The organism is Bacteroides congonensis, assembly GCF_900130125.1.
Classification (GTDB): Bacteria; Bacteroidota; Bacteroidia; order Bacteroidales; family Bacteroidaceae; genus Bacteroides; species Bacteroides congonensis.
Map to the genome: position 1 here is coordinate 749100 of NZ_FQXY01000011.1, position 26804 is coordinate 775903.

Annotated in this window: 13 protein-coding genes and 1 pseudogene; all 14 read left to right on the top strand. The window is 48.3% G+C overall.

The window, feature by feature from the left end:
* Positions 1-163: 163 nt before the first annotated feature.
* The 14 genes and pseudogenes from BQ7997_RS20335 to BQ7997_RS20400 all read left to right on the top strand — a co-directional run bounded on the left by BQ7997_RS20335 (position 164) and on the right by BQ7997_RS20400 (position 26712).
* Positions 164-4153, top strand: coding sequence for a hybrid sensor histidine kinase/response regulator transcription factor (locus tag BQ7997_RS20335; RefSeq protein ID WP_073347824.1), 3990 nt, complete (start codon positions 164-166; stop codon positions 4151-4153).
* Between the two features lie 164 nt (positions 4154-4317).
* Entirely contained in the window at positions 4318-5526 is a 1209-nt protein-coding gene (locus BQ7997_RS20340) for a glycoside hydrolase family 88 protein (protein ID WP_073348479.1), read from the top strand.
* Between the two features lie 173 nt (positions 5527-5699).
* Entirely contained in the window at positions 5700-8858 is a 3159-nt protein-coding gene (locus BQ7997_RS20345; RefSeq protein ID WP_097677842.1) for a SusC/RagA family TonB-linked outer membrane protein, read from the top strand.
* 13 nt (positions 8859-8871) lie between these two features.
* Positions 8872-10692: a RagB/SusD family nutrient uptake outer membrane protein gene (locus tag BQ7997_RS20350; protein ID WP_073347826.1), complete on the top strand. Its 1821-nt coding sequence runs from the start codon at positions 8872-8874 to the stop codon at positions 10690-10692.
* An 85-nt stretch (positions 10693-10777) separates the two neighbouring features.
* Positions 10778-13729: a SusC/RagA family TonB-linked outer membrane protein gene (locus tag BQ7997_RS20355; protein WP_235817352.1), complete on the top strand. Its 2952-nt coding sequence runs from the start codon at positions 10778-10780 to the stop codon at positions 13727-13729.
* An 11-nt stretch (positions 13730-13740) separates the two neighbouring features.
* Positions 13741-15402 carry a RagB/SusD family nutrient uptake outer membrane protein gene (locus BQ7997_RS20360; protein ID WP_073348480.1) on the top strand — a complete coding sequence of 554 codons (1662 nt, stop codon included), beginning with the start codon at positions 13741-13743 and terminating at the stop codon, positions 15400-15402.
* A gap of 36 nt (positions 15403-15438) precedes the next feature.
* On the top strand, positions 15439-16989 hold the full coding sequence (locus BQ7997_RS20365; RefSeq protein ID WP_083589315.1) for a glycoside hydrolase family 16 protein: 1551 nt from the start codon (positions 15439-15441) through the stop codon (positions 16987-16989).
* Between the two features lie 20 nt (positions 16990-17009).
* Positions 17010-18740: a BACON domain-containing protein gene (locus BQ7997_RS20370; RefSeq protein WP_073347829.1), complete on the top strand. Its 1731-nt coding sequence runs from the start codon at positions 17010-17012 to the stop codon at positions 18738-18740.
* Positions 18741-18854: 114 nt separating this feature from the next.
* Complete coding sequence (locus tag BQ7997_RS20375) at positions 18855-21338, top strand: glycoside hydrolase family 3 N-terminal domain-containing protein (protein WP_073347830.1); 2484 nt, start codon at positions 18855-18857, stop codon at positions 21336-21338.
* Between the two features lie 14 nt (positions 21339-21352).
* Positions 21353-23413 (top strand): polysaccharide lyase family 8 super-sandwich domain-containing protein, encoded by a 2061-nt coding sequence (locus BQ7997_RS20380; RefSeq protein ID WP_159436783.1) that lies wholly within the window; start codon positions 21353-21355, stop codon positions 23411-23413.
* A gap of 45 nt (positions 23414-23458) precedes the next feature.
* Positions 23459-23668 (top strand): annotated as a pseudogene (locus BQ7997_RS26180) (hypothetical protein); the annotation flags it as partial.
* Positions 23669-23729: 61 nt separating this feature from the next.
* The gene (locus BQ7997_RS20390) at positions 23730-25028 is read left to right on the top strand and encodes a Gfo/Idh/MocA family protein (RefSeq protein ID WP_073347833.1); all 1299 of its coding nucleotides are present in this window, start codon (positions 23730-23732) and stop codon (positions 25026-25028) included.
* On the top strand, positions 25025-25267 hold the full coding sequence (locus BQ7997_RS25940) for a hypothetical protein (protein WP_073347834.1): 243 nt from the start codon (positions 25025-25027) through the stop codon (positions 25265-25267). The genes BQ7997_RS20390 and BQ7997_RS25940 overlap by 4 nt, the downstream gene beginning before the upstream one ends.
* Positions 25268-25293: 26 nt before the next feature.
* Complete coding sequence (locus BQ7997_RS20400; protein ID WP_073347835.1) at positions 25294-26712, top strand: Gfo/Idh/MocA family oxidoreductase; 1419 nt, start codon at positions 25294-25296, stop codon at positions 26710-26712.
* Positions 26713-26804 lie beyond the last annotated feature (92 nt).

Consider the following 26804-nt stretch of genomic DNA (forward strand, 5'->3'; position numbering starts at 1 on the left):
CAAATAGGGCTGTTATGTACACAACTACCGCCCGAATGTGTCAGTTTTGTACATAAATGTATGGGAGGGTATGAAAATGAAAAATAAATATCTATTTTTGTCGCGTTGTTTAGCAATGACTGATGTTGATTTGTGGCTGTTAACTTTAAAATAAATCTTATTTATGAGAATATATTTATGTGTACTAATGTTGTGTGCGATTTGTTTCGTAGGTAAAGCCCAGGGAATCTCTTTTAGGCATTTGACTGTCGACCATGGACTTTCCAACAATTCCGTCACATCCATCTATCAGGATAAGAAGGGAATAATATGGTTGGGGACGAAGAATGGGCTGAACCTGTATGATGGCAATCGCGTTCGGACATATTATCAGCAAATGGACAATCTGAACAGTTTGTCCGGCAATACGGTTAGTCAGATTGTGGACGATATCGATTCCGATACCGTGTATGTTAAAACCCAAAACGGTGTTTCTGCCGTGCATATAGCGACAGAGACATTTACAACCCTATCGACACGTAAGTTTTCTTTTATCTTTTATAATAAAAAATTGTATGCAGCTTGTGGTAATGAACTTTTGGAATACGACGGACAGCGGTTTCACTCTCTCTACCGGCTTACCGATAAAGCAAGCATTGACTGTTTTTATGTGGATAATGATTCCATTTTAATGGGAACAGACTTCGGCTTGTATCTGCTTACAGATAGGCAAACGGTGAAAAAACTGATCCCCGGCACATATATTTCCGATATTTTCAAGGATAGCCGGGGCGACTATTGGTGTTGCAGCATGCGTGGTGGTAAAGGGCTTTATCGCATAAGCAAAGGGGAGATTGTGAATTACCGCAATACACCGGGCAACACTGTGCTGACTTCCAATTTCACCCATCATTGCGTTGAGGACAAGCAGGGCGATATCTGGATTGGCACGTTCGAAGGAATCACGCAGTACCGCCGGAGCGATAACTGCTTTATACAATATAAAAAGAAAGAGACTGCCAACAGCCTCACCCACTCTTCCGTTTGGGGGCTGTGTTGCGACAGACAGGGTAACATTTGGGCGGGGACCTATTATGGAGGTGTCAACTATTTCCATCCGCAGAAACAGATATATAGGGAATATCTGCCCTCTTTGATAGAAAAAGACGGACTTAGCTCCGGCATCATCAGCAGAATGGTGAAAGATGAGAATGGTAATCTGTGGATAGGGACCGAAGGCGGAGGACTGAACAAATATTCCCCCAAGCAACAGGACTTTAAGCGATATATGGCAGGCGGTACGGGAAAATCAATCTCTCACAACAATGTGAAGGCTGTATACTATGATGAAAAGGAAGAGGTACTGTGGATCGGGACGCACATGGGTGGACTCAACAAGCTGGATTTAAAGACGGAACAGTTTACCCATTACCGTCATCAGCAGTCGGATCCGAACTCTCTTCCTTCTGATATTATTCTGGATATTCTTTCCTATAAGGACAAGTTGGTGCTGGCCACTCACAATGGCATTGTGCTTTTCAATCCTGCTGATGCTCGATGTACCCGTCTTTTGCAAGATGAGAAGGAGCATAGTTTTTGCCAGTATGCCATCAATTTGTGGATAGACCGGCGGGGAACATTGTGGATTGTCAATCTGAATAATGGAGTGTGCTCCTATAAGTTTGCAACCGACCAATTTAAACTATATAAACGTAATCGTGTACTGCCGAATAGTATTAGCAGCAATAACATAAATGCCGTATATGAGGACAGCGAGGGCAAGTTGTGGTTCTGTACAAGCGACAATGGCATTGATAGCTATCATCCGGAAACGGACAGTTTTGAGAATTTCAATCAAAAGCAGAATGGGTTGATAAGCAATCGGGTGTACAATGTGTGTGAGATTCCTCAGAACCGTCTGCTACTCACTACGGATAAAGGCATTTCGGTGTTCGACTGTCGGACACATACGTGTGTAAACTACGACAATTTGCCGCAAGTTTCTCTTAAGGAGAATGCGCTCTATCAGTCGGCTGACGGTGAAGTTTTTGTCGGAGGACTAAACGGTCTCTTTGCATTCGATGCCGAGAGCATACGGCATTTGGCGCGTGACTATACCTTGACGCCCAGCAGCTTCATGGTGAATGGCGAAGAACTCCCCGACAGCGTTTTTTCTTGTCGGTTGCCGATGGTAGACCAACTGGTTCTGTATCCGGGACAGAATATGTTTAGTATTGGATATGCGCTTTCCGACTATCTGCCTTTCAATAGCGACCGGCTGTTCTATTATCTGGAAGGCTTCTCTACAGAATGGACGGAGATGAACGAACAGCATTTGGTCTCTTATACCAACTTAAGTCCCGGCAAATATGTCCTGAAAGCTAAAGCTGTCAGGCGGAATGGAGAGCTGGTGTCGGAGAGCAAGATAGACATTCAGGTGCTTCCGCCTTTCTACCGGACAACATGGGCTTATCTACTTTATTGGCTGTTGGGGCTTACGCTTTTGTATAGCATTGTGAAAAGCTATAAGCGGCGCATCAAGCTACAAGCGGCGCTCAAGTATGAAGAGAAGTATATCGAGGACCTTCAGGAGATGAATCAGGCGAAACTGCGTTTCTTTACGAACATCTCCCATGAGTTCCGCACTCCGTTGACGTTGATTATCGGGCAGGTAGAGATGCTGTTACGCCTCCATTCCTTTGCGACACCGATACACAGCCGTCTGTCGGGAATCTACAGGAACTGTATTCAGATGCGTGAGCTTATTAGTGAATTGCTCGATTTCCGTAAGCAAGAGCAAGGCTACATGACTATTAAGGTGGACAGATACAACATGGTTGATTTCCTGCACGAGATTTATTCGTCGTTTCAGGAGTATGCTGAGCAGCAGTATATCCGCCTCAGGTTCGAGAAGTCGGACGATGACATCCAAGTCTGGTATGACGCCCGGCAGATGCGGAAGGTGATGAACAATCTGATTTCAAACGCTTTCAAGTACACTCCGAAGGAGGGTACCATTTCTATCTCCATACGCAACCGCATCGAGGAGGTGGTGATAGAGGTGACTGATACTGGAAGAGGAATTTCCGCCGAGGATATAAGGAAGATATTCGAACGTTTTTATCAGACGAAACAGGGACTCTCCACAGGGACGGGGATAGGGCTTTCTTTTGCCAAAGGAATCATCGAACTGCATCACGGTAGCATCGAAGTGCTGAGTAAGGTGGACGAGGGAACAACTTTCTCCATTCATCTGAAGAAGGGCAACAGTCACTTTACGGAAGAAGAGCTTCAGGCAGGTGAAGAAAGGGTGATGGAACCGGCTGTAGGGGAAAAGCAATGTCCCATTCTGTCCGATTCGGCTTTTACGGAAGAGGCGAAAGAATCGGTTGCGCAACCGGAGCAGAAGTACAAATTACTGATTGTGGAGGACAATGAAGCATTGAGGAAAATGCTGACAGAGATTTTCAAGACATTCTATCAGATAGAGACGGCTTCCGACGGAAAAGAGGGATTGGACAAAGTACGCACCGTTCAGCCCGATCTTATCCTCAGCGATGTGCTGATGCCCGGGATGTCGGGTATAGAGCTATGTCAGGCAGTGAAGAAAGATATGGAGCTTTGTCATATACCTGTTATATTATTGACTGCGCGCACGGCACCGGAACATACCATCGAGGGATTGAAAACAGGAGCAGACGATTATGTTACGAAGCCGTTTAATATCGATATTCTTTTGTCGCGTTGTAACAATTTGATAAACAACCGCCTTCTGTTGCAGGAGAAATTCACGCGCCAGCCGCAGGCATCGCCGCAGATTCTGGCAACGAACGACATGGACAAAAAGTTTGTCGACAGCGTGATGAAGGTGATCGAAGAGCACATGGACGATGTAGAATTTAGCGTTGATGCATTGGCGTGCGAGTTGGGGATGGCGCGCACCAAGCTATTCTCCAAGATGAAGGCCGTCACCGGACAGACACCTTTGGAATTTATCCTGACTATCCGTCTGAAACGTGCTGCCGTGATGTTGCTGAACAACAAGGAATGTAGTATCTCGGAGATTGCCGACCGTCTTGGCTTCGGATCTCCTCGCCATTTCACCCGATGTTTTAAAGAGAAATATACCATTACGCCTCAGGAGTACCGTCGGCAGAAGAGAGGGGATAGGTAAATATCAACGTACTGTTTTGTATGCGTTGAGGTACTATTTCGTACATCTGCCGATTGAATACGTTTTTGTATAATAGGTCGGATTATTTGTATATAACACGCGGTTCTGTTTGTCATATCCATCCTACATTTGAGTAGTTTTTTAAAATAGGATATGATATGAATATGTGTTTCAACAAAAAAACAATCATTAGTTTCATCCTTTCCGGATTAGTGTTGTCCGGACTGTCGGGATGTGCGAGTTTTTCTAATGAACAGGAAGAACTGGTAGCCGATAATGTGGTCAACGCAGCTTCGCAATATACGTTGATGGTAAAAGCGGCAGATGAGAATGGAGGCAAGCTTCCCGGCTACACCAATGCCAAGGGAGAAGTGGTGTATATCAATCCCGCCGATTGGCGGAGCGGCTTCTTTCCCGGTTCTTTGTGGTATCTGTATAAATTGAGCAACGATGAAAAGTGGAAGTCTCTTGCTGAAAAGTACACAGGAAAGTTGGAGGAAATCCAATACCTCACCAATCATCATGATGTAGGTTTCATGATAGGTTGCAGCTACCTCAACGGATTGCGTTTTGCGGGAATCAAGGAGTATGCACCTGTCATTGTTCAGACAGCCAAGTCGCTTAGTACCCGTTTCCGCCCGAATGCCGGGGTCATTCAGTCGTGGGATGTGATCGGCGGATGGCAAAGCAAGCGCGGCTGGGAGTGTCCGGTCATCATCGACAATATGATGAACTTGGAGCTGCTTTTCGAGGCCACTGCACTTTCGGGCGACTCTACCTATTATAATATAGCGGTGAGCCATGCCGACCGGACGTTGGAGAACCACTTCCGCAACGACAACAGTTGCTATCATGTGGTGGACTATGATTTGGAAAACGGAACGGTGCGCAGTAGACAGACCGCCCAGGGCTATGCCGACGAATCGGCTTGGGCGCGCGGGCAGGCCTGGGCTATTTATGGATATACGATGTGTTACCGTTACACCCATAATTCCGAATACTTGAAACAAGCTTGCAACGTCTACGAGTTTATCTTCACACATAAGAATCTTCCGCAGGACTTGATTCCGTATTGGGATTTCGACGCACTCAACATCCCCAAGGAGCCTCGCGATGTGTCGGCGGCATCCGTTATCGCTTCTGCCCTGTACGAACTGTATACCTACGCACCTGAACAGAAATACAAGGAGACAGCCGACCGGATTGTGCAGACATTGAGTACACCCGCCTATCGTGCCGAAGTGGGGACAAACGGCAACTTCATCCTGATGCATTCGGTAGGAAGCATACCGCACAATGCCGAGATAGATGTGCCGCTCAATTATGCCGACTATTATTTCTTAGAAGCCTTGGCACGTAAAAGCGAAAAATAATAGTGCAGTTTGTATAAAACAGACACTTCATTTGTATAAAGTGTCGTGTCTGTTGTGTTTGCCGGATTTATTTTTGGGCAGTTTTCAAGAGGTAGTTTTTTTTAGGGTATCAAGATTGTTTTCAGTTTTTTTTATTAATCACACTGTTTTTATGTGTATAAATCTAATTAATTATGAACATGACTAAAAGGCAAAGCAAGTACAAGTCGAGAAAAATAAGTGTACTGTTGTTGATGCTGTTTTCTGCTGTTCTTTCATACGGACAGCAAATGTCTGTTACTGGTAAAGTAATAGATACGACCAACGAGCCGGTCATTGGAGCAACCATTCAAGTGAAAGGTGTTGCTACTGGAACCGTGACGGATGTGGATGGAAACTTTAGAATTACGGTGGCTGACGCCGCCAAAGTCCGTTTGGTGGTTTCGTACATCGGATATGAAACCCAGGAGGTGCCTTTGCAAGGTAAGAAAAGTGTTAAAATCGTCTTGCAAGAGACGTTTAACGAGTTGGAAGAAGTGACGGTGGTGGCCTACGGTGTGCAGAAGAAAGAGACGCTGACCGGTGCTATCTCCTCGGTGAAGACAGACGCCCTGTTACAGTCGCCCAACTCCAGTGTGGCCAACTCGTTGGCTGGTAAGATTACCGGTCTGTCGTCAGTGCAGAGTAGTGGACAACCGGGAGCCGAAGACCCGAAAATCTTTGTGCGCGGTGTGGGTTCGTTGACCGAAGATGGCGGTACCCCGCTGATCTTGGTGGACGGTGTGGAGCGCAGCTTCTTCCAGATGGATCCCAATGAAATTGAAAACATCACGGTGCTGAAGGATGCTTCCGCCACAGCCGTGTTCGGTGTGCGCGGTGCCAACGGTGTTATATTGGTCACCACCCGTCGCGGTGAAGAGGGCAAGACCAAAATCTCTGTAACTTCTTCCGTAGGTATCCAGACGCCTACCCGCACATTGGAGACAGCAGACAGCTACACCTACGCCATGATGTTCAACCAACAGGAACGGAACGACGGTCGTGATGAAGTGTTCGATGAGTATGCGCTTGAACGTTTCCGCTTGGGCGATTCTCCGATAATGTATCCGAATGTGAAGTGGCGTGAGTATATGACGAACAAGGTAGCAGTGCAGACCCAGCACAACCTGAATATGTCGGGCGGAACAAAGAAAGTGCGCTATTTCGTTTCTTTGGGCTATATGTTTCAGGACGGTTTGTTTAAAGACTTCAGACAAGATAATATGGGCTACAAATACAGCCGTTACAATTATCGTGCCAACTTGGATATGGACATTACCAATACCACTACCCTGAAGTTGGGCATCGGTGGCGTAGTGGGCGATAAAAACGAGCCTTCCAGTAGTGAGGTTTGGAAATCAATCAACTGGGCGCAGCCGTTCAGTAGCCCGGGATTTGTGGACGGGCATCACGTAATCAGCCAAGGCAACAGATACAGGGACATCAAGATAGGGGAACCGTTGAGCAAATATATGGAGGGATATAAGAAGAATGTGAAGAACACGATGAACCTCGACTTGCACCTTGTCCAGAAATTGGATTTCCTCACCAAAGGACTTTCTGCCGAGGTGAAAGCCGCCTACAACACAGACTATTCGTTCATTAAAATCAGAAAGAAAAAACATGAGACCTACATACCCTATTTCCAGTCGGAATTGGAAAATCCCGGTATGCTGGTCGATGAACCCGATTTTAACAATGACATCATCTATCTGATAGAAGGTACAAATAGCAAATATAGCTATGAAGAGAAAATAGAGCGTGCGCGCGACTGGTATATGGAGGCAAGCTTGCGCTACAACCGCAAGTTTGGCGACCACAATGTGACCGGATTGCTGCTCTACAACCAAAGCAAGAAATACTATCCCAAGCAATTCGGATTTATCCCTACAGCCTACGTAGGCTTGGTGGGACGTGCCACGTATGACTACAAATCGCGCTACATGGCGGAGTTCAACATCGGTTACAACGGTTCCGAAAACTTCTCGCCCGACAAGCGTTTCGGTACCTTCCCTGCTGTGTCGTTGGGTTACATCATCTCGGAAGAGAAGTTTATGAAGAACCAAAAGGTCTTCGACTTCTTGAAGCTGCGTGCCTCTGTCGGTTTGGTGGGTAACGACAACATGAACAACAGTCGCTTCCTTTACCTGCCGGACAGCTACAGCGTGGACAAGTTGGGCGATCCGATAAGCGACTGGAAAGGCTACAAATGGGGCTATAGTTTCGGTAAGGACATTTCAACCCCGTTGAAGGGTGCCGTGGAAAACCGTTTGGGTAATCCGGGCGTGACGTGGGAAACCTCATTGAAGCAGAACTATGGTGTGGATATGCACTTCTTGAAAAGCCGCTTGAAATTGAGCGTCAACGTGTTCCGCGAAGACCGTAAGGACATCTTGATTGCCCGTAAGACCATTCCGGGAATGACCTCGCTGACCAAGGATTTGCTGCCGGTGGTGAACATGGGTAAAGTGAAAAACAAGGGATACGAAATCGAAGTGAACTGGAATGACCACGTGGGCGAACATTTCAGCTATTATATAAATGGAAACATGTCCTATGCCAAAAATGAAATTATTTTCCAAGACGAGGTAGAGCCCAACGAACCTTACCTGTGGCGCACAGGCCAGCAGGTGGGCGCTGTATTCGGTTATGTGGCAGACGGATTCTATTCGGAAGACGACTTTATCGACCCCGACAAAGGTACGTTGAAGGAAGAACTTGCCAAGCCGCAAGCGGTTGTGCATCCGGGTGATGTGAAATATCTGGACTTGAACAAAGATGGAAAAATCAATGATGACGACCAGCAGAACATCGGTTACCCCACCCGTCCGAACTATGTGTTCGGTCTGAATATGGGCGCCAACTACAAAGGTTTCTTTTTCTCCATGAACTGGACAGGAGCGGCAGAACGTTCGTTGGTGTTGTCCGAAGAGTTCTGCAAACCGTTCAACATCGAGGGACGTGGATTGATGATGTATCAGGTAGATGGCTGTTGGACCAAAGAGACTGCTGCCAACGCCAAACTTCCGCGTTTGTCTGTGAATAGTGCGAGCCACAACTACAAACAGTCTACTATGACAGTGAAGAACGGTAATTATTTGAAACTGAAGAACCTGACGTTCGGTTACAACTTCACGGGTTATCCTGCATTGAAGAAACTCGGTATCCAGCAGCTTGGCTTGAAGTTCACGGCCTATAACCTGTTGACTTTCGACAAGTTTGACATTATGGATCCCGAATCGAACCCCAACCAATATCACGACACCTATCCGGTAGTGAAGATTTATAACCTTGGTGTAAACTTAACTTTCTAACCTAAAGACCATTATGTATAAACAAATCAAAAATATAGCAATCTTGTCATTACTCCTTGTTGGATGTGATGACTTGAAATTCGGAAACGACTTTTTGGAGAAACCGCTAAGCAATGAGATGAACATCGATAGCGTGTATGCCAAAAAGGTATATGCCGAACAAGCTCTGAATCAGGTGTACCACTCGTTACCGGACTATCAGCCACACAACAATCGGTTAGGCTGGTGTGCTTTGGAATCGATTACCGACTTGGCGGACGCGATTAAATCGGGTGGAACCCAATACCATAAAGGAAGCTTGACTGCAAGTGTCGCCAATGCTTCTGCCTACAGCTTGTCCTACAACGAGGAGCACGGCGAGTTCTCTGCCACCTACGGCATCCGTCAGGCATACATCTTCTTGGAAAACATTGACCGTGTGCCCGACATGACGGAGGCGGAGAAGAACGTGCGCAAAGGCGAGGCGATGATGATCATAGCCTATCATTATATGAACATGTTGCGTAACTTGGGTGGTATGCCTTGGATTGACCATGCCTACAAGCCTGTTGACGATATGCGGATGACCCGTATGACGGTGGAAGAAAGCGTACAGAAAATATGCAAACTGATAGACGATGCCGCTTTCCTGCTACCGTGGGAAGTCTCTTCGGCTGACGACGGACGCATGCACAAGGCAGGAGCCTATGCACTGAAATCTCGCCTGCTGACCTTCGTGGCAAGTCCGTTGTTCAACAGTGACAAACCTTACAAAGAGGGTGAAGCAGCCGACAAACACTATGTGTGGTATGGCAATTATGATCAGTCGCGTTGGCAGGATGCCTTGGATGCAGGCCTGGCGTTTATCCGCGAGAACAATAACCGCTATAAATTGGTGAACACCGGCAATCCGCGTCAAGACTTCTGTTCCGGATATTTCGACCGCTACAATGGCGAAGTGCTGATTTCCAGCCACCGCTGGATTAAGTGGGACCACAATTCAAAGGCTGTTGCACAGATTCGTTTTGGAGTATGCAATCCGATGTTGAACTATGCGGATATGTTCCAGATGAAAGACGGAGGCGAGTTCAGCTGGGACAACCCTGCTCACCGCGAGCATCCCTTCTTCGATGCCAATGGCAATGAAGTACGCGACCCCCGTCTCTATGAGACATTGATTGTGACCGGGGACAAGTTCAGAGGACGTAAGGCTGAAATTTATGAAGGCGGACGCGAAGTGGCACAAGACATGGGTGGCACCGGACCGGATGGTTGGGGCAACTTAGGATATTTCGGTGTGGCACAACGCAAGTTTATACAAGATATCAGAAGCGAATTGAGCGGCAAATTCTATCAATGTCCGTTGATGCGCTTGCCTGAAATCTATCTGAACATTGCTGAGGCGATGAACGAATTGGGCAAAGCAAAAGAGAAAGACGAATTTGGCAATAACGCTTATGACTATATCAACATGGTGCGTAAACGTGTGGACATGTGGGAACTGACTCCCGAAGCTGTTGCTCCCGGCGAGCCGTTGCGCGAAGCCATCTTGAAAGAACGTGCCTTGGAGTTTGGCTACGAAGAGGTACGCCACTACGACATTGCCCGTTGGAAACACAGTGACTACCTTACCAACCTGAAGCGCAAAAGATTGAAATCATGGCTGAAGGATGGCGAGAAAAAGGAGGATGTGAAAGACCCGAAAACGCATGTGTTCCGCTATGAAATCAAGGAAGAGGCCATCAACCAGCGTGTGTGGACAGCCCAATGGGACAATCGTTATTATCTCTGCCCCATAGACTTGAATGAGATTAATAAGAAATACGGTTTGATTCAGAATCCGGGTTGGGAATAATTGAATACTAATTTTTATTGCGAATAAAATGAAAAAGAAATATATTTCGATTTTAAGTATCGCCTGCATGTTCTCCCTCTCGGCTATGGGACAACACACCCTGACAGGTACGATCAAGAATCAGCAACAACAGCCGGTGCTGGGAGCATCGGTCTCTTTGGTGGGCGACCCTTCCAAGAAGACAATCACGGACGAGAACGGGTTGTTCTCCATTGAGGCAAAAAAAGGAGACTACATCGAGGTGGTCTATGCCGACGGCCAATCCAAAAGAGTATGGGTGACTGGAGAAACCATGGTGATTTCGTTAGGCGATTTTGATATCCGGAGTAACAGCCAGGGCATCCTGCGGACAGACGTGAGCCGCACACAGGCAATCTCCACCCTCTCGGGAGAGATGTTAGAGAAGAACTCGGTAAAGAACATCAGCGATGCGCTCTACGGCTTGATTCCGGGACTCATTGTGAAGCAGAACACCGGATGGCTTGATACAGCGGAACTGATGGTGCGTGGCGGAGGTTCGCTCACGAGCCGCAGCCCGCTAATTGTGGTGGACGGCATTCCTCGCACCATGAAATACATTAATCTAAACGATGTGGAGAGCATATCTGTGTTGAAGGATGGTGCCGCCACAGCCTTGTGGGGTACACGCGGAGCCAATGGTGTGATTGTTGTCACCACCAAGCGCGGCGTACACGAGAAAGTGGACATCGACATCAACTATACGCATGGCATCGGGTTTCCCGTCAACCAACCCGACTTTGTGGACGGCTACACTTACGCCATGATGAAGAACGAGGCGCTCCGTTACGACGGGCTGCCTTTGCAGTATGACCAGGCAGCGCTCGACGCTTTCAAATATGGAACCAACCGCGACCTCTTTGCCAACACCGACTGGCAGAAGGAGGCGCTACGCAACCACAGCGTCAACAACCAGCTGAACGTCGCCTTCCGTGGAGGCGGCAAGCGCATGCGCTATTATAGCTCCATCAACTATAAGAACGACTATGGAATCTTGGACAAGGGCCTGACCGACTATTCGGAACGCTACAACTCGCAGATGAAGAAGTATGACCTCAATGCCCGCATCAACTTGGATGTGGACGTCACTCCCTACACCAAGGCTGCTGTGTCGCTGTTCGGCTTGCTGCGTGAGGAGAACCGCCCGAATAAGTCGGAAGAGGACATCTTCTCTGCACTCTATCATGTGCCTTCGGCAGCGTTCCCCGTGCGCACCAGCACCGGTATGTGGGGAGGTGACTATCTGTTCAAGAAGAACCCCATCGCCCAGATTGCCGACGTGGGTTATTACCGGACCGACCGCCGTATGCTTCAGGCGGACATGCGTATCCTCCAAGACCTCTCGTTGCTGACGAAGGGACTGCGTGCCGAAGTGGGCGTGGCGTATGACAACGATGCGGTGTACAGAGATATAGGCAGCAAGAACTATGCGTATGAGGTGAACACTCCACTCTATCTTCCGGCCATGGGCGAATATGAGACACAAAGTGCCAAGTTTGGCGACGACAGCGCCCTCTCTATCGACAACGGTTGGCTCGACAGTCAGTTTATCCGTGCGGTGCTGGATGCCAAGGTGGGCTATGACCGTGCATTCGGTCTGCATGCCGTGAACGGCACGTTGCAGTACAGCCAGGAGTCGTACACACCGATGGGACGCAACAACACCCGCAAGCGCCAGTCGTTCATCTTCACCGGCGGCTACAACTACAACGATCGCTATATGGTGGACGTGGTGGTGAATCACAGCGGTACCAGCGTATTGAGCAACGGTGACAAGTTCCGTACCTATCCTGCGGTATCGGCAGCTTGGGTATTGTCGAATGAGAAATTCATGAAGAATGTTAAGTTCGTCGACTTCCTGAAGCTCCGCGCCTCTTGGGGACGTTCGGGCAATGACAACATCGATTACGACCTCGACGAGCGGTATTGGGAAAATTGCGGTGGATTCCAAGTGAAGAATCCGCCGATAAATCCGGGTGGTGGAGGCGGATTGCATCCCGGTGCGTTGCCCATCAACAACCTAACCATCGAGTTAGCGGACAAGTATAACGTAGGTTTGGATGCACAGTTCTTCAACCAACGCTTGGCGTTGACGTTCGACGGCTTCTATGACAAGCGCAAGGACATGCTGACCAACAGCGACAAACTGTTCTCTTCTGTCATCGGAACCGGCATCCCGCAGCAGAACATCGGCCGCATGAACTCCAAAGGGTTCGACATGTCAGCTATGTGGAAAGATAAGGCAGGGAAAGATTTCAACTACTATGTAGGAGGCAACTTCTCGTTCCTGAAAACAGAAATTGAGGAGAACGGTGAGGGGTATCAGCCTTACGACTATCTGTATAAAAAAGGCGATGCCTACAGCCAGTGCTACGGACTGGAGGCCATCGGCTATTTTCGCGACGAGAGAGACATCAAGAACAGTCCGAAGCAGATGTTCTCCGAGGTTCGCCCGGGCGACATCAAGTATAAGGACCAGAACGGCGACGGACGCATCGATGACTATGACGTGGTGAAAATCGGTTACTCCAGCGTGCTGCCCCGCATCTATTATGGTATTAACCTTGGATTCGAGTACAAGGGATTCGGTGTCGACGCCTTCTTCCAGGGAACAGGAAAAATCAGCAAGATGCTGAATGTGAAGAGCGTCTATTGGCCACTGCGCAACAACGAAAGCAACCTCTCCACCTGGTACCTGAAAGATAAGATCCGTTGGAGAGAGGGAACGGAAGACATTGCCAATGTGCCTCGCCTGACCACGCTTAGCAATGCCAACAACTTCCGCAACAGTACACAATGGTTGGAAAACGGCTCCTACTTCAAGCTGCGCAACCTGAATGTGTACTACAACCTGCCGAAGAAATGGGCAAACGCCATGAAGATGGACAACTTTCAGATCTATGCGCGTGCCAACAACCTGTTCTCTTTGGATCACATCAGTTACATGAACTGTGAGGATTTCTCTATCAACTATCCGGACATGACCTCAATCTATTTCGGAGTAAATATTAATTTCTAAAGAAGATGACAATGAAACTAAAGAAGATTTATACGATATTGTTTGCTTCCCTCGCATTGACAGGATGTGATTTCCTCGACTTCGATGAGTCGTCGGGCATGGACAAAGAGGAGGCATACGCCTATTTCGACAATGTCACCCGCATGGTGAGCGGTGTCTACCGCGCGGTGCCTTCCGATTGGGGAAAAATCAGCGACGCGCTGAGAGAGTCCGCCACGGACAATGCGGTATACACTTGGACCAACAATGCGGTGTGGGACATCTATTCCAACGCCTGGAGCCCCATTAACCTGGTGGACGACCGCTGGAGTGAGTTCTATCAGGTGATTCACGACGCCAACTCGCTGATGGAGAATTTCTCGGAAGAGAACCTCAAGCGCTATGAGTGGGACAAGAACTATGCCGATAACATAAAAAAGGTGCGTGCCTATATGAAAGAGGTGGAGGTGCTGCGTGCCTACTACCACTTTGAGTTGGCAAAGCGCTATGGAGATGTGCCTCTGATGACCCGCACGTATGCGCTGGATGAGATTAACCATGTGGAGAAGACTTCGTTCGACGACATCATCGCGTTTGTGAACAGTGAAATCGAGCGCCTGCTGCCCGACTTGGTGAAAGATCAGAACGAACTGTTCGGTGAGACCGGACACATCAACAAAGGCATCGCGCTCTCCATCCGCTCACGCGCGTTGCTCTATGCGGCAAGCCCCTTGTTTGCCGGTGAAGGCGATGCTGCCAAATGGGAAGCTGCCGCCAAAGCTGCTTACGACGTGATTGCCCTGAACAAATATTCGATGCCGAAAATCACTGAAGACCCGCTGTATAACAAAGATGGCGGAAACGGGGTGCTCAACTCCAAGCAGTTGATTTGGGAAGTGAGAGGTGGAGAGAACAATACTTTCGAGGCACGTAACTTGCCGATGGGATTTGAAGGTGCCAAGGGTGGAAATACCCCGACACAGAACTTGGTGGACGAGTTTGACTTCCTCACCGGTGAGTCGTTCGACTGGAACAACCCGCAGCATGTGGCGGAGATGTATTACGATAAAAAAGGGAAGCCGACCCGCGACCCGCGTCTCTATCTGAATGTCATCTGCGACGGCATGAGGTATATGGAACAGGTGGTGGAACCGCTGGAAGGCGGCAAGAACGGCTTGCCCATCGAGGGAGCCACTACCACAGGCTATTACTTGAAGAAGCTGATGAACGAGACCGTTTCGCTCGACCCGGTGAAACCGGTGAAGAAGTATCACCACTATCCTGTGTTCCGCTATGCGGAGATTCTGCTCAACTACGCGGAAGCGCTGAACGAATGGAAAGACCCGATGTACACCGACTACTATTGCAAGATGTCGGCGTTGGATGCCTTGAACGAGGTGCGCGTGGCGGCAGGTATGCCGAAATATACGGAAACGGACAAAGACAAGTTCAGAAAGTTGGTGAAGAAAGAGCGCCGTATCGAGTTAGCGTTTGAAGATCATCGTTTCTGGGACATCCGCCGCTGGAAGGAAGGCAATCTTGTGGAGAAGATCTATGGGGTGAAAAAGCAGAACGGCACTTATCAGAAAGAGCTTATCCAGAACCGCGTATGGGAGGACAAGATGTATCTCTATCCCATTCCTCAAAAGGAGAACTTTGTCAATGACAATTTGACTCAGAATCCGGGTTGGTAAGAGAATTTATAGAGTTATTTATATTAGTTATAGACTATGAAACTAAATACAATGATAATGGCATGCTCCCTGATATTGGGAGCATGCACCGATGAAATCACGGTGAACTGCCCTACGCATACGCTGGATCGCACTGTACAGTATGACGGTTACGAACTAGCATGGGCGGAAGAGTTTGAAAAAGACGGCCTGCCCGACGACAAGGTGTGGGGCTACGAAGAGGGCTATCGGCGTAACAATGAACTTCAGGACTACAAGAAGGCGGATCTGAACCACTCGTGGGTGGAAGATGGAAAGCTGATTCTACAGGCGTTCAAAGATCCGCACGAGGGTACAAACCACTGGACAGGCGAACCCTATCATTTTGAATTCTCTTCGGCTTCGGTGAAATCGCAGAAGAAAAAAGACTTCATGTACGGACGCATCGACATTGCCGCCAAAATCCCCACGGGACGCGGTGTATGGCCTGCCTTGTGGCTGATGCCTACGGAGAACATATACGAAGACGGATATGGCGAGATTGACATTATGGAGTATGTCTGGGGAAACGGAGACGGACACAACTCGGTGTATCAGACCATCCATACACAAAATACACAAGACAAAGTGGACGAACGTCCGGCTTCTTGGTGCAGCTCCAATACGCTGGACTCCAAATTTCACCTCTATTCTGTGGTGTGGGAGAAGAATAACATCGAAATTTTGTTCGACAACAAAGTCATCCTGACTTATCAGCGAGATAAGGATTTGAACTCCTACAAGCAGTGGCCTTTCGACCAGCCGTATTATCTGATTATGAACATCGCTGTAGGTGGCGGATGGGGAGGTACATGGGGCATTGACGAATCCATCTTTCCCACCCGTATGGAAGTGGAATACGTGCGCTATTATGCGAAGGTTAACAATGGAGATGACGAGGAAGACAAGGACGAGGATAAGGAAGAAGAGCCTGTCAATCTGATAGAGAACGGTGATTTTGAGACGGTTTATACAGATGATGAGAAACCGATGATTGCGGAAGATTATCAGATAGCAAACGATGGAATACTGAAGTATTTGAACCATTGGACAGTCAGAAAAGCAGTTGGAACGGAGTTTTTTGTGGATGACGCAAACGGAGCCAACGGTACTAAGCATTCGTTGAGCTTTAAGAGTCCGAAAATTCCTAACTGGTGGAGCACAGATTTAGGATTGGCATTTGAAGGCGTTGCAGCCGGCAAACATACATTGAGCTTCTATGGCAAGAGCGATAAGGCATCATCATTCGTGTTAAGTTTCACTTTGGTTGATACTTCGATTAAAGATTATAGAAGTTACAAGGCCTTGGCAATTGAGAATGGCAAAACGGTTATCAGACAGAACACTTCAAATTCTCTCTATCCAACCATGTTGGAATATGTGGGAGGTACATGGCAGAAGTATTCCATCACATTGGATATTCCTGAGAATGATTTAAAAGACGGATTGGTGAAACTGGTGATTAAACCTCACACTATAGGCGAATTTGGATCAACTAGTTGCAAATTGGTATCATCCGATCCGGTTCAATTTTGGTTTGACGAATTTGTATTGGAAAAAGCAAATTAAATCTTAAAAAACAACGTAGAATGAAAACTATATTCAAATATGTAGCGATGGCAGCTTTCTTGCTGCCATTCGCCTCGTGCGATGACGATGACAAGTCGGGCGAGACAATCAAGTTTGAGATAGAGGCAGAAGGTATGTACGAAGTGGCTGCCGAGCTCACCGAACAGTATCCCATCACCTTCACGGTGAAGAGTCCTATGAACAGCTCCGTGAAGAGCAACCGCGACTGGTGTAAAGTGGAGACGGAGAAAGAAGAAGGCGTCCTCCGTGTGAAAGTGTCGGTGGACGATAACCATACGGGCGAAAACCGTATGGCGAAGATTGGTGTGCATTCTCCTTCTATTCTGAACAACCACATCATCGAGGTGCATCAAAAGTCGTATGCGTTCAACGTGAAAGGCTTGACCGCTGACTTTGCGCCTGAAGGTGGAGAACATACGCTCCGGGTGGCAACAACCGAACCATGGGTGCTGACCACCGATGCGGATTGGATTACGTTCGACGAGGAGAGCGGAAACGCAAGCGAGGAAGAGATAGAGGTGAAAGCCACTATCCAGCCGAATGAAACGGGTATTGTCCGGATGGGCACCATCACGCTGAAAAGCACGTCGGAAAAAGAAAAAGTCAAGACCTATCATGTGTCACAGTGCGAACCGTGGGAGACGGAAGTGCGTGTGGGCGACCCGGGCGTGACGTTCGACATGAGTCGCGTGGATCCCGTCTATCAAGACAAGATAACGGAATGGATGAAGGCGGGAGTAACCGGTGGTATTCCTGCGTTGGAGACCATCATGAACGACGGACGCGAAATCAAAGAGTTTGAAGGTGGTACTTCCGTGGACGATATTATTGCATACACTAACGAAGGCAACAAGTATCGTAAACGGGTTATTTACTTGAAAAACGGAGAATATGTCTTCAACAAGAGTGTGCGTATATATTCAGGTTGCACCTTAGTGGGTGAAAGTCGCGACGGAGTGATTATCAAGATAAGGGACAACGGCAATCTTTCACTATATAATGCAAATGCCGGCGGTGTCCGCAATCTGACGCTGAGAGGAGACTGGATGGCCGAAGACCCCGACCCCACCTTGATGAAAGAGACCTTGGCAGGCAAGGGCGGACATAAGATGATTGATATGACCGGTAATGCTCAAGGAGGATATATACGCAACTCATACGTAGACAATGTGAAGATTATCAACAGTGCCTCCCATCCGATTTGGATGAGCGGATACAACAACACTGTCCGCGATGTCGAGATGGACGGTGCTTACAATAAAGATGGAGGTGCTCAGGGCTACTTCTTCATCGATGGCGACCATCAGCTAATCACCGGTTGCAAGGTGACCCATCTCCGCCACGTTACGATGCAGAATCCGGCATCCAAGCAGAATGTGTTCTATAAGAACGACATCCGTCAGGAGTTTTCGTTCCACGTCAACGACGGTGGCGACAACCTGATAGAACACAACCGCATCACAGTGCCGACAACGTTGAGTACCTCTTATACAGCTATCATGGGTCCGTGGTCTTCCCAGCACCAAGTGGGCGGCAAGAACTTCATCTACCGCAACCGTTGCGTGGAAGAAAACAGAGGTAACAACACGCCTTGGTCGGACAACGAACTCTATATCGGTCCGTGGGAAAACGGCTACAATGACGAGCAGAAATACAATAATTTTAGAATCGTGGAAGACTATCCGAACCCCACAGGCAGTACACTTTATCCCGTGGTGCTTAAAAAGTAAGATGGGCATGATTTAAATATTTCAGGGGAGTTAAGATTTTTTTGACTAAAGTGTTTTAGCTCCCCCTTTCTTTATTTCCTAATATAGAAATTTATAATTAAAAACAATTTCACTATGAATAAAAAATTGATATTCTTCTTTCTATTAGTATTGAATATCAACATAGTCGGTGCACAATCTACTAAAATCTATCCTCCCAAGAATAAAATCTACCACAAAGGTTGGATAGATTTCAATAAGAACGGAAAGAAAGATGTGTACGAAGACCCGACACAGCCGGTGGAGAAACGCATCGCCGACCTGTTGGGACAGATGACCATGGAAGAGAAGTCGAACCAACTGGCCACTTACTATGGTTACAAGAAGTGCCTGAAAGACAGCCTGCCCACAGCCGAGTGGATGAACATGGTGCTGAAAGACGGCATCTGCAATCTCGACGAGTTTATCTCCCACGAAAAGATTGAGGAGAACAAGACCCCATACGACATGGCTAAAACCATCCGCGAAACCCAACGCTTCTTTGTGGAATATACCCGCCTGGGCATTCCTGTCGATTTCACCAACGAAGGAATCAGAGGGCTGGCCGCCCGTCACGCCACCAGTTTCCCGTCGATGAACGCCTTGGGATGCACCTGGGACAAGGAGCTGGCTTATCAGCAAGGTACCGTGCAGGGGAAAGAGGCGCGCGCGTTGGGATATACCAATGTATATGCACCCATCTTGGACGTGGTGCGCGACCAACGCTGGGGACGCTTTGAGGGTAGCATCGGCGAAGACCCCTATCTGGTGGCACGTTTGGGCGTGGGTATGGCAAAGGGAATTCAAGAGCAGCGCGTGGTTTCCTCGCCCAAGCACTTTGTGGGCTATGGCGACTGCAAGGGAGCACGGCAGAACTTCTCCCGCACCGACCCGCACGTCACCCCCTCAGAGATGTATTACATCCATGAATATCCATTTCGTAAAGTCTTTGCGGAAGCCGGGGCGTTAGGAGTGATGTGTGCGTTGAACGACTACAACGGCGACCCCATGGCGGGAAGCTATGAGTTCCTCACCAACAAGCTGCGCAAGGAGATGGGCTTCAAGGGCTATGTGGTGTCCGACAGCTACGCCATCGAGCGTCTGTCCAACTTCTACTATGTAAGTGAAGACCTCGAAGAGGCTACCTTAAAGGCGTTGGAAGCCGGACTGAACGTGCGTACCCGCTTCGATGCTCCCGACATATACATCAACCATATCCGCACATTGGTGAGAGAGGGGCGTCTTCCGATGGAGAAACTGGATGAGTTGGTATCTCAGGTGCTGTATGTGAAGTTTTGGATCGGGCTTTTCGACAATCCCTATACCGGAGATGCGGAGAAGGCTCAGCAGATGTTGAAATGCGACGAACATCTCCAGACCGCATTGCGTGCTTCAAGAGAGTGCCTGGTGTTGCTGAAGAACAACGACAAAACTCTGCCGCTTACCGACAATGTACGGAAAATCGCACTGATTGGTCCGAACGCCAATACCTGCAATTATGTGCCCACCCACTATGGTCCTGCAGATTACAAGTTTGTCAGCGTATATGACGGATTGAAAGAGTTGGGAGCGCGCAAGGGCATCGAGGTGAACTACGCCTTAGGCGTGGATTTGGTCAATGAGGGATGGCCCAAGACGGAAATTTTTCCCGAACCCATTTCGGTATCTGAACAGAAAGGCATCGACGAGGCGGTGGCCTTGGTCAACCGGAACGATGTGGCGGTGCTGGTGTTGGGAGATGGAATCTCCACATCGGGGGAGAGCCGTACACGTAGCAGCTTGGATTTGCCGGGACGCCAGGAGGAGTTGCTGAAAGCAGTGATAGCCACCGGCAAACCGGTGGTTGTGGTCTTGATTTGGGGACGCCCCGCCACCATCAACTATGCCGACCGGTATGCTTCCGCCATCCTTGCAGCCCCCTATCCCGGAGCACAAGGCGGTATGGCGATTGCCGAAGCCTTGCTGGGTGAATACAATCCGGGCGGCAAGCTTAACAGCACTTGGCCGCGCTCCGTAGGACAATTGCCCATAAATATCCCCTGTAAGCCGGGAGCCAACGACGAGCCAGCCAACGGTGCGGGAGTCGCGGGATTGCTCTATTGCTTCGGTCACGGTCTCTCGTACACCACATTTGCATACAGTGACATGAAGATGGACAGTGTGTATACAAAGACCGGAAATGTGCATGTTTCTTGCCGTGTGACAAATACTGGAAACGTGGCAGGCGACGAGGTGGTGCAACTCTACATCAATGATGTCATCAGCTCCACCACAGCGTATGAGAAGGTGCTCCGTGGCTTCGAGCGTGTGCACCTGCAGCCGGGCGAATCTAAAATCGTCAATTTCAGTATTGTGCCGGACGACTTGATACTTGTCAACCAAAAGAACGAGAAAGTGGTGGAACCTGGGGAGTTCAGCGTGATGATAGGTGCGTCTATCGAGGATATCAAGCTGGTGGATAGCTTCTTTGTCACCGGTTCGGGGAACAAGACATACGTCAAAAAGGAGAAAACAGTGCCCCAAGACACGTATAAGCTGATGATGCACGACCCCGACAAACGGAAGAAATGGAAAAAATAAAGAGAAGGAAAAGCATGAAAACAATATTCAATATATTATTTATTGCGGTGATAAGTTTGGGATGCTCCACGCAGGCCCATATCCCATCCGACTTTGAATCCATTCACAAGAGGATGTTTGCCGCCTATTCGCACAATCCGACAGCGAAAAGTGTGGAAAATGTATTGAAGAAGCTCTCGGACGACGGGAGCTTTAACGACATTGATTACTATTCGACGGAAGGCGCTCCCAGACAGCACCTCAAAAACATGACTTGCCTGGCAGCCGCATATACGCATCCGGAGAATGAATACTATCATAGCGCAGTTCTGAAGTCGAAGTATTGGAAAGCCCTCTCGTTCTGGATAGAGAAAAATCATCGGGCTAAAAACTGGTGGTTCCGTTCCATTGCCTATCCCAAGGAGCTGTCGGCCAGCGTGGTGCTGATGGCGGACGAGATCAAGAAAGATTCGTCCATACAAAAGAAGGTGACGGATTACCTCTACGATGACTACAAGTTCGGAGAAAGAAAGCATTTGGGCAAAGAGGGAGCCAACGGAGCCGACATTGTGATGGGAGCGTTTACCGCTGCTGTCTTGAATGGAGACGAGAAGGAGATGCTTGAATTTAAGGACATCATGTCCGAACTGCTGACCATCCAGTCGCGAAACGGCATCTTGGCCGACTATCTGTTCGACCAGCATAGCGGCTCGGGAAGACAACTCTATTTTGCCAATTACGGGAAAGAGTTCGTCAACTCCGTGATGTATTATCTGGAGTTTTGCAATGGCACGAAATATCAGGCTTCCGGCGCCAAACTGATAGAAGAGTTGTTTATAAACGGGGTACAATGGATATTCTTCAGTCAGCATCACGACCCCAACCATACCGGTCGTTTCGTCTCTTCGACAAGAGGGGTAAAGGACGTGGAGAACCAGGCGGAACGGCTAACCCGATTGAGCAACGCCTCTCCCGAAACACGCCTTGTAGCCAAACGCATTCATGGCGAGAACAGCCTGGAAGGCAACCGGATGTTTTGGCGGTTTGACTATATGGTACATCGCAGAACGGGATATATGACCTCTTCGCGAATGACTTCCACCCGCACTGTAGGTAATGAGGCGGGAAACGGAGACGGTGAGTTGAACTATTGCAGTAGTAATGGAGTGAACTATCTCTTTGTCACAGGTAAGGAGTATGACGGAGACTTCTTCAAGAAGATGAACGTCCGCCAATTTCCGGGCATTACCGCTGAGCAGGACGACAAGCCCCTGCCCGTCCCTCTTTGGGGCGAGAATGGGGGAAACACGCACGCCTATGCCGGTGGTGCCAGCAACGGGACGTATGGCGCAAGCGGAATGATATTGGAACGTCGCGGAGTGAAGGCACACAAAGCATGGTTCTACTTTGATGACGAATACGTGTGCCTCGGAAGCGGCATCAACGCAGAAGAAAGGGAGGCTCCGATTTACACCACGCTAAGTCAGACCAACATGGACGGCAAGGTGATGTATGGAGCGGAAGGCAAAAGCCATGCTGTGGAAAAAGAGGTTCAGCCCGCCAACGTGGACTGGGTTATGCACGGAGGGGTGGCCTATTTCAACCTGAAGCCGCAAGCGAAGTTCCGGATAGGATGCAGGGACGGGCTGTTCAGCCTCAACATCGACCACGGAGCAAGACCCGTCAGTGAACAGTATGCCTACATTGTAAGACCGGGACTCACCTCCTCAAAAGAGGCGGACAGCTATGCTGGTCGGTGTCCCGTCGCGATTCTTTCGAACACGGAGAAGCTACAGGCTGTGCGCAACTGCAATTCGGGTATCACGGAAGCCGTGTTCTATCAGCCGGGAGTGTTGGTGATAGACACCGGCCGTTCGATAGCTGTCGATGCGCCCAGTGTGGTGGTATGGAACGAGGAGGAAGGTACGGTAGCTGTTGCCAATCCTCAATGTGAGTCGGTGGATCTGAAAGAGATTAACGTCACGCTGACACACAAGGGTGGCAGGACTGTGGCAAGCTTTGCCTTGCCGCAAGGTGAGATGGCAGGCGGTTCTGTCGTGAAGAATACCACCTTCTTCTCCTGTATTTCAAAATAGGTTACATTGAATCGTTTTTTTTAATATTTTCCTATATTGTGAAAAATGTCAAATAGATGTATTATAATATTTCTTTATACACAATTTGTTGTGTCAACTTTGCTTGCTGGTCAATGTAGTCATACTCCTGTAGAATATGTACGTCCGCAAGTAGATACGCATAAATCACGCTGGTTTTATTTTGCTTCAGCATCTCGTCCGTTTGGTATGGTGAGTCTTAGTCCGGATACACAAACGAAAGGAAGTTGGAACTCCCAATAAATTGTGGGGATATGATGAGGATATAATGTTGTTTTTATAAATATAAAGGTAATAAATGAAAGATTTTGTTTCTATTAGCAGGCGGGAATTCTTGAAAAGTCTGGGTATCACAAGTGTTGGTACTCTTCTTGCAGCGAGTCCTTGGCTATCTGCTTTTTCGGAGGTGGTGAACACCTCAAACGAGAAGTGTCGTCTGGCAATTATAGGATCCGGTTCCCGAGGACGGTTTTTAATGGGGTTTCTGACGAAAAATCCCAAAGTCGATATTGTTGCATTATGTGACATTTATAAACCGTCTATTGAAGAAGCACTGAAACTTGCTCGCAATGCCAAAGTGTATGGTGACTATCGGGAAATGTTGGAAAACGAGTCGATAGATGCTGTGCTTGTTGCTACTCCTCTTAACACACACTGTAAAATCGTAATGGACTCCTTGGATGCAGGCAAGCATGTGTTCTGTGAAAAGACTATAGGTTTCACGATGGAAGAGTGTTACCGTATGTATCAGAAGCATCGCAGTACGGGAAAGATTTTCTTTACAGGGCAACAGCGCCTGTTCGATCCCCGTTATATCAGAGCAATGGAGATGATCCATGCAGGTACCTTTGGCGAAATAAATGCCATTCGTACTTTCTGGAACCGGAACGGGGACTGGAGACGTCCCGTGCCTTCACCCAATCTGGAACGCCTCATCAACTGGCGCCTTTACAAGGAGTTCTCGAAGGGACTGATGACGGAACTCGCTTGCCACCAGCTTCAGATCGGAAGCTGGGCTTTGCGTAAGATACCCGAAAAGGTAATGGGACACGGAGCTATCACTTATTGGAAAGACGGCAGGGAGGTTTACGACAATGTGAGTTGTGTATATGTGTTTGATAACGGGGTGAAAATGACATTTGATTCCGTTATTTCCAATAAATTCTATGGACTGGAAGAACAGATCATGGGCAATCTCGGCACGGTAGAACCAGAAAAGGGAAAATATTACTTTGAGAATGTGGCCCCCGCACCAGCCTTCCTGCAAATGGTGAATGATTGGGAAAACAAGGTGTTCGATTCCCTGCCTTTTGCCGGAACAAGCTGGGCACCGGAAACCGCTAACGGAAACAAAGGAGAATTCATCATCGGAGAACGTCCCAGGAGCGACGGTACTTCCTTGTTGCTCGAGGCTTTCGTTGAAGCCGTCATCACACAGAGACAACCTGAAAACATAGCGGAAGAAGGATATTATGCAAGTATGCTCTGCTTGTTGGGGCATCAGGCATTGGAAGAAGAGCGGACGCTTTATTTCCCTGATGAGTATAAAATAGACTATCTGAATCATCAATCTGTAAAAACATCCGAAACGATATGAAAGACACGATTGTAACCGTACGACGTAAGAAAATAGAGTTAATAACTTTACTCGTTTGTTTCGTAGTATCCAATTTGCTGCATCTTTATGCAATTATTGCTTATCATGCACCGTTTACGGAGATGATAACGTCTATATTTTATATAATAATATTTACTTTTGTGCTTTATGCCTGCTGGGGGATTCTGCGTCTCTTGTTTTACGGGCTACGGGCACTGTTTACTCGTTCACGAACTTAATCAATATCAATGAAAATAAATAATTTATGGTAACACGAAGAGATTTTTTGAAAACAATGTCGATGGCCTCGGCCGGGTTGGCATTGGGAACCGGTGACTTGCTGCATGCACAGAACGCTGCACCTAAAAAAGGAACCGGTGACAAAGTGAAGATTGCCTATATCGGCATCGGTAACCGTGGAGAGCAGATCATTGGAGATTTTGAACGGACAGGCATGGTGGAAGTAACAGCTTTATGTGACGTGGACATGGGTGCCAAGCATACACAAAAGGTCATGGCCAAGTATCCGAAAGCAAAGCAGTTCAGGGATTTCCGCCAGATGTTTGATAAGGCGGGCAACGACTTTGACGCTGTAGCGATTGCTACCCCCGACCACTCCCACTTCCCGATCAGCATGCTGGCTTTGGCCTCCGGAAAGCACGTATATGTGGAGAAACCGCTGGCACGCACCTTCTACGAGGCGGAACTGTTGATGCAAGCCGCGCGTAAACGTCCGAACCTGGTGACGCAAGTAGGAAACCAAGGTCACTCCGAAGCCAACTATTTCCAGTTCAAGGCTTGGATGGATGCAGGTATCATCAAGGACGTTACTGCCATCACCGCCCACATGAACAACCCGCGCCGTTGGCATAAGTGGGATACGAATATCTATAAGCTTCCTTCGGGACAACAACTTCCGAAAGACCTGGACTGGGACACCTGGCTCGGAGCCGTCCCCTACCACGAGTACAACAAAGACTATCACTTGGGGCAATGGCGTTGCTGGTACGATTTTGGTATGGGTGCATTGGGCGATTGGGGAGCGCACATCCTTGATACCGCCCACGAATTCCTGGAACTGGGATTGCCCTACGAAATCACCATGCAATATGCCAAAGGGCATAACGACTATTTCTTCCCGTATTCTTCCACGATTCTTTTCCGCTTCCCGCAGCGCAAGGGGATGCCACCGGTAGATGTCACCTGGTATGACGGTCTGGACAATCTTCCTCCGATTCCTGCCGGTTATGGAGTCTCAGGACTGGATCCGAATATTCCGGCCACCAATCAGGGCAATACTCCGAAAGCCAAATTAAATCCGGGAAAGATTATCTATACGAAAGATTTGATATTCAAAGGTGGCAGCCACGGCAGCACGCTGTCCATCATCCCCGAAGAGAAAGCCACAGAGATGGCAGGCAAGTTGCCCGAAGTGCCGAAAAGCCCGTCCAACCACTTCAAGAACTTCCTGCTGGCATGTCAAGGCATTGAAAAGACGCGCTCGCCGTTTGAGATTAACGGTGTGCTGAGCCAAGTCTTCTCACTGGGTGTGATGGCTCAACGACTGAACACACAGTTGTTCTTCGATCCCCGCACGAAGCAGATCACGAACAACAGTTTCGCCAATGCCATGCTGACGGGAGTTCCGCCGCGCAAAGGCTGGGATGAATTCTATAAATTATAAATAGAAAACAGTCTTTTCATTCTCCTCCTTCAGGAAGGAGGAGAGGAAACTATGCAGGCGAAGTTATATCGAATTCACATTAAAAATAAAAT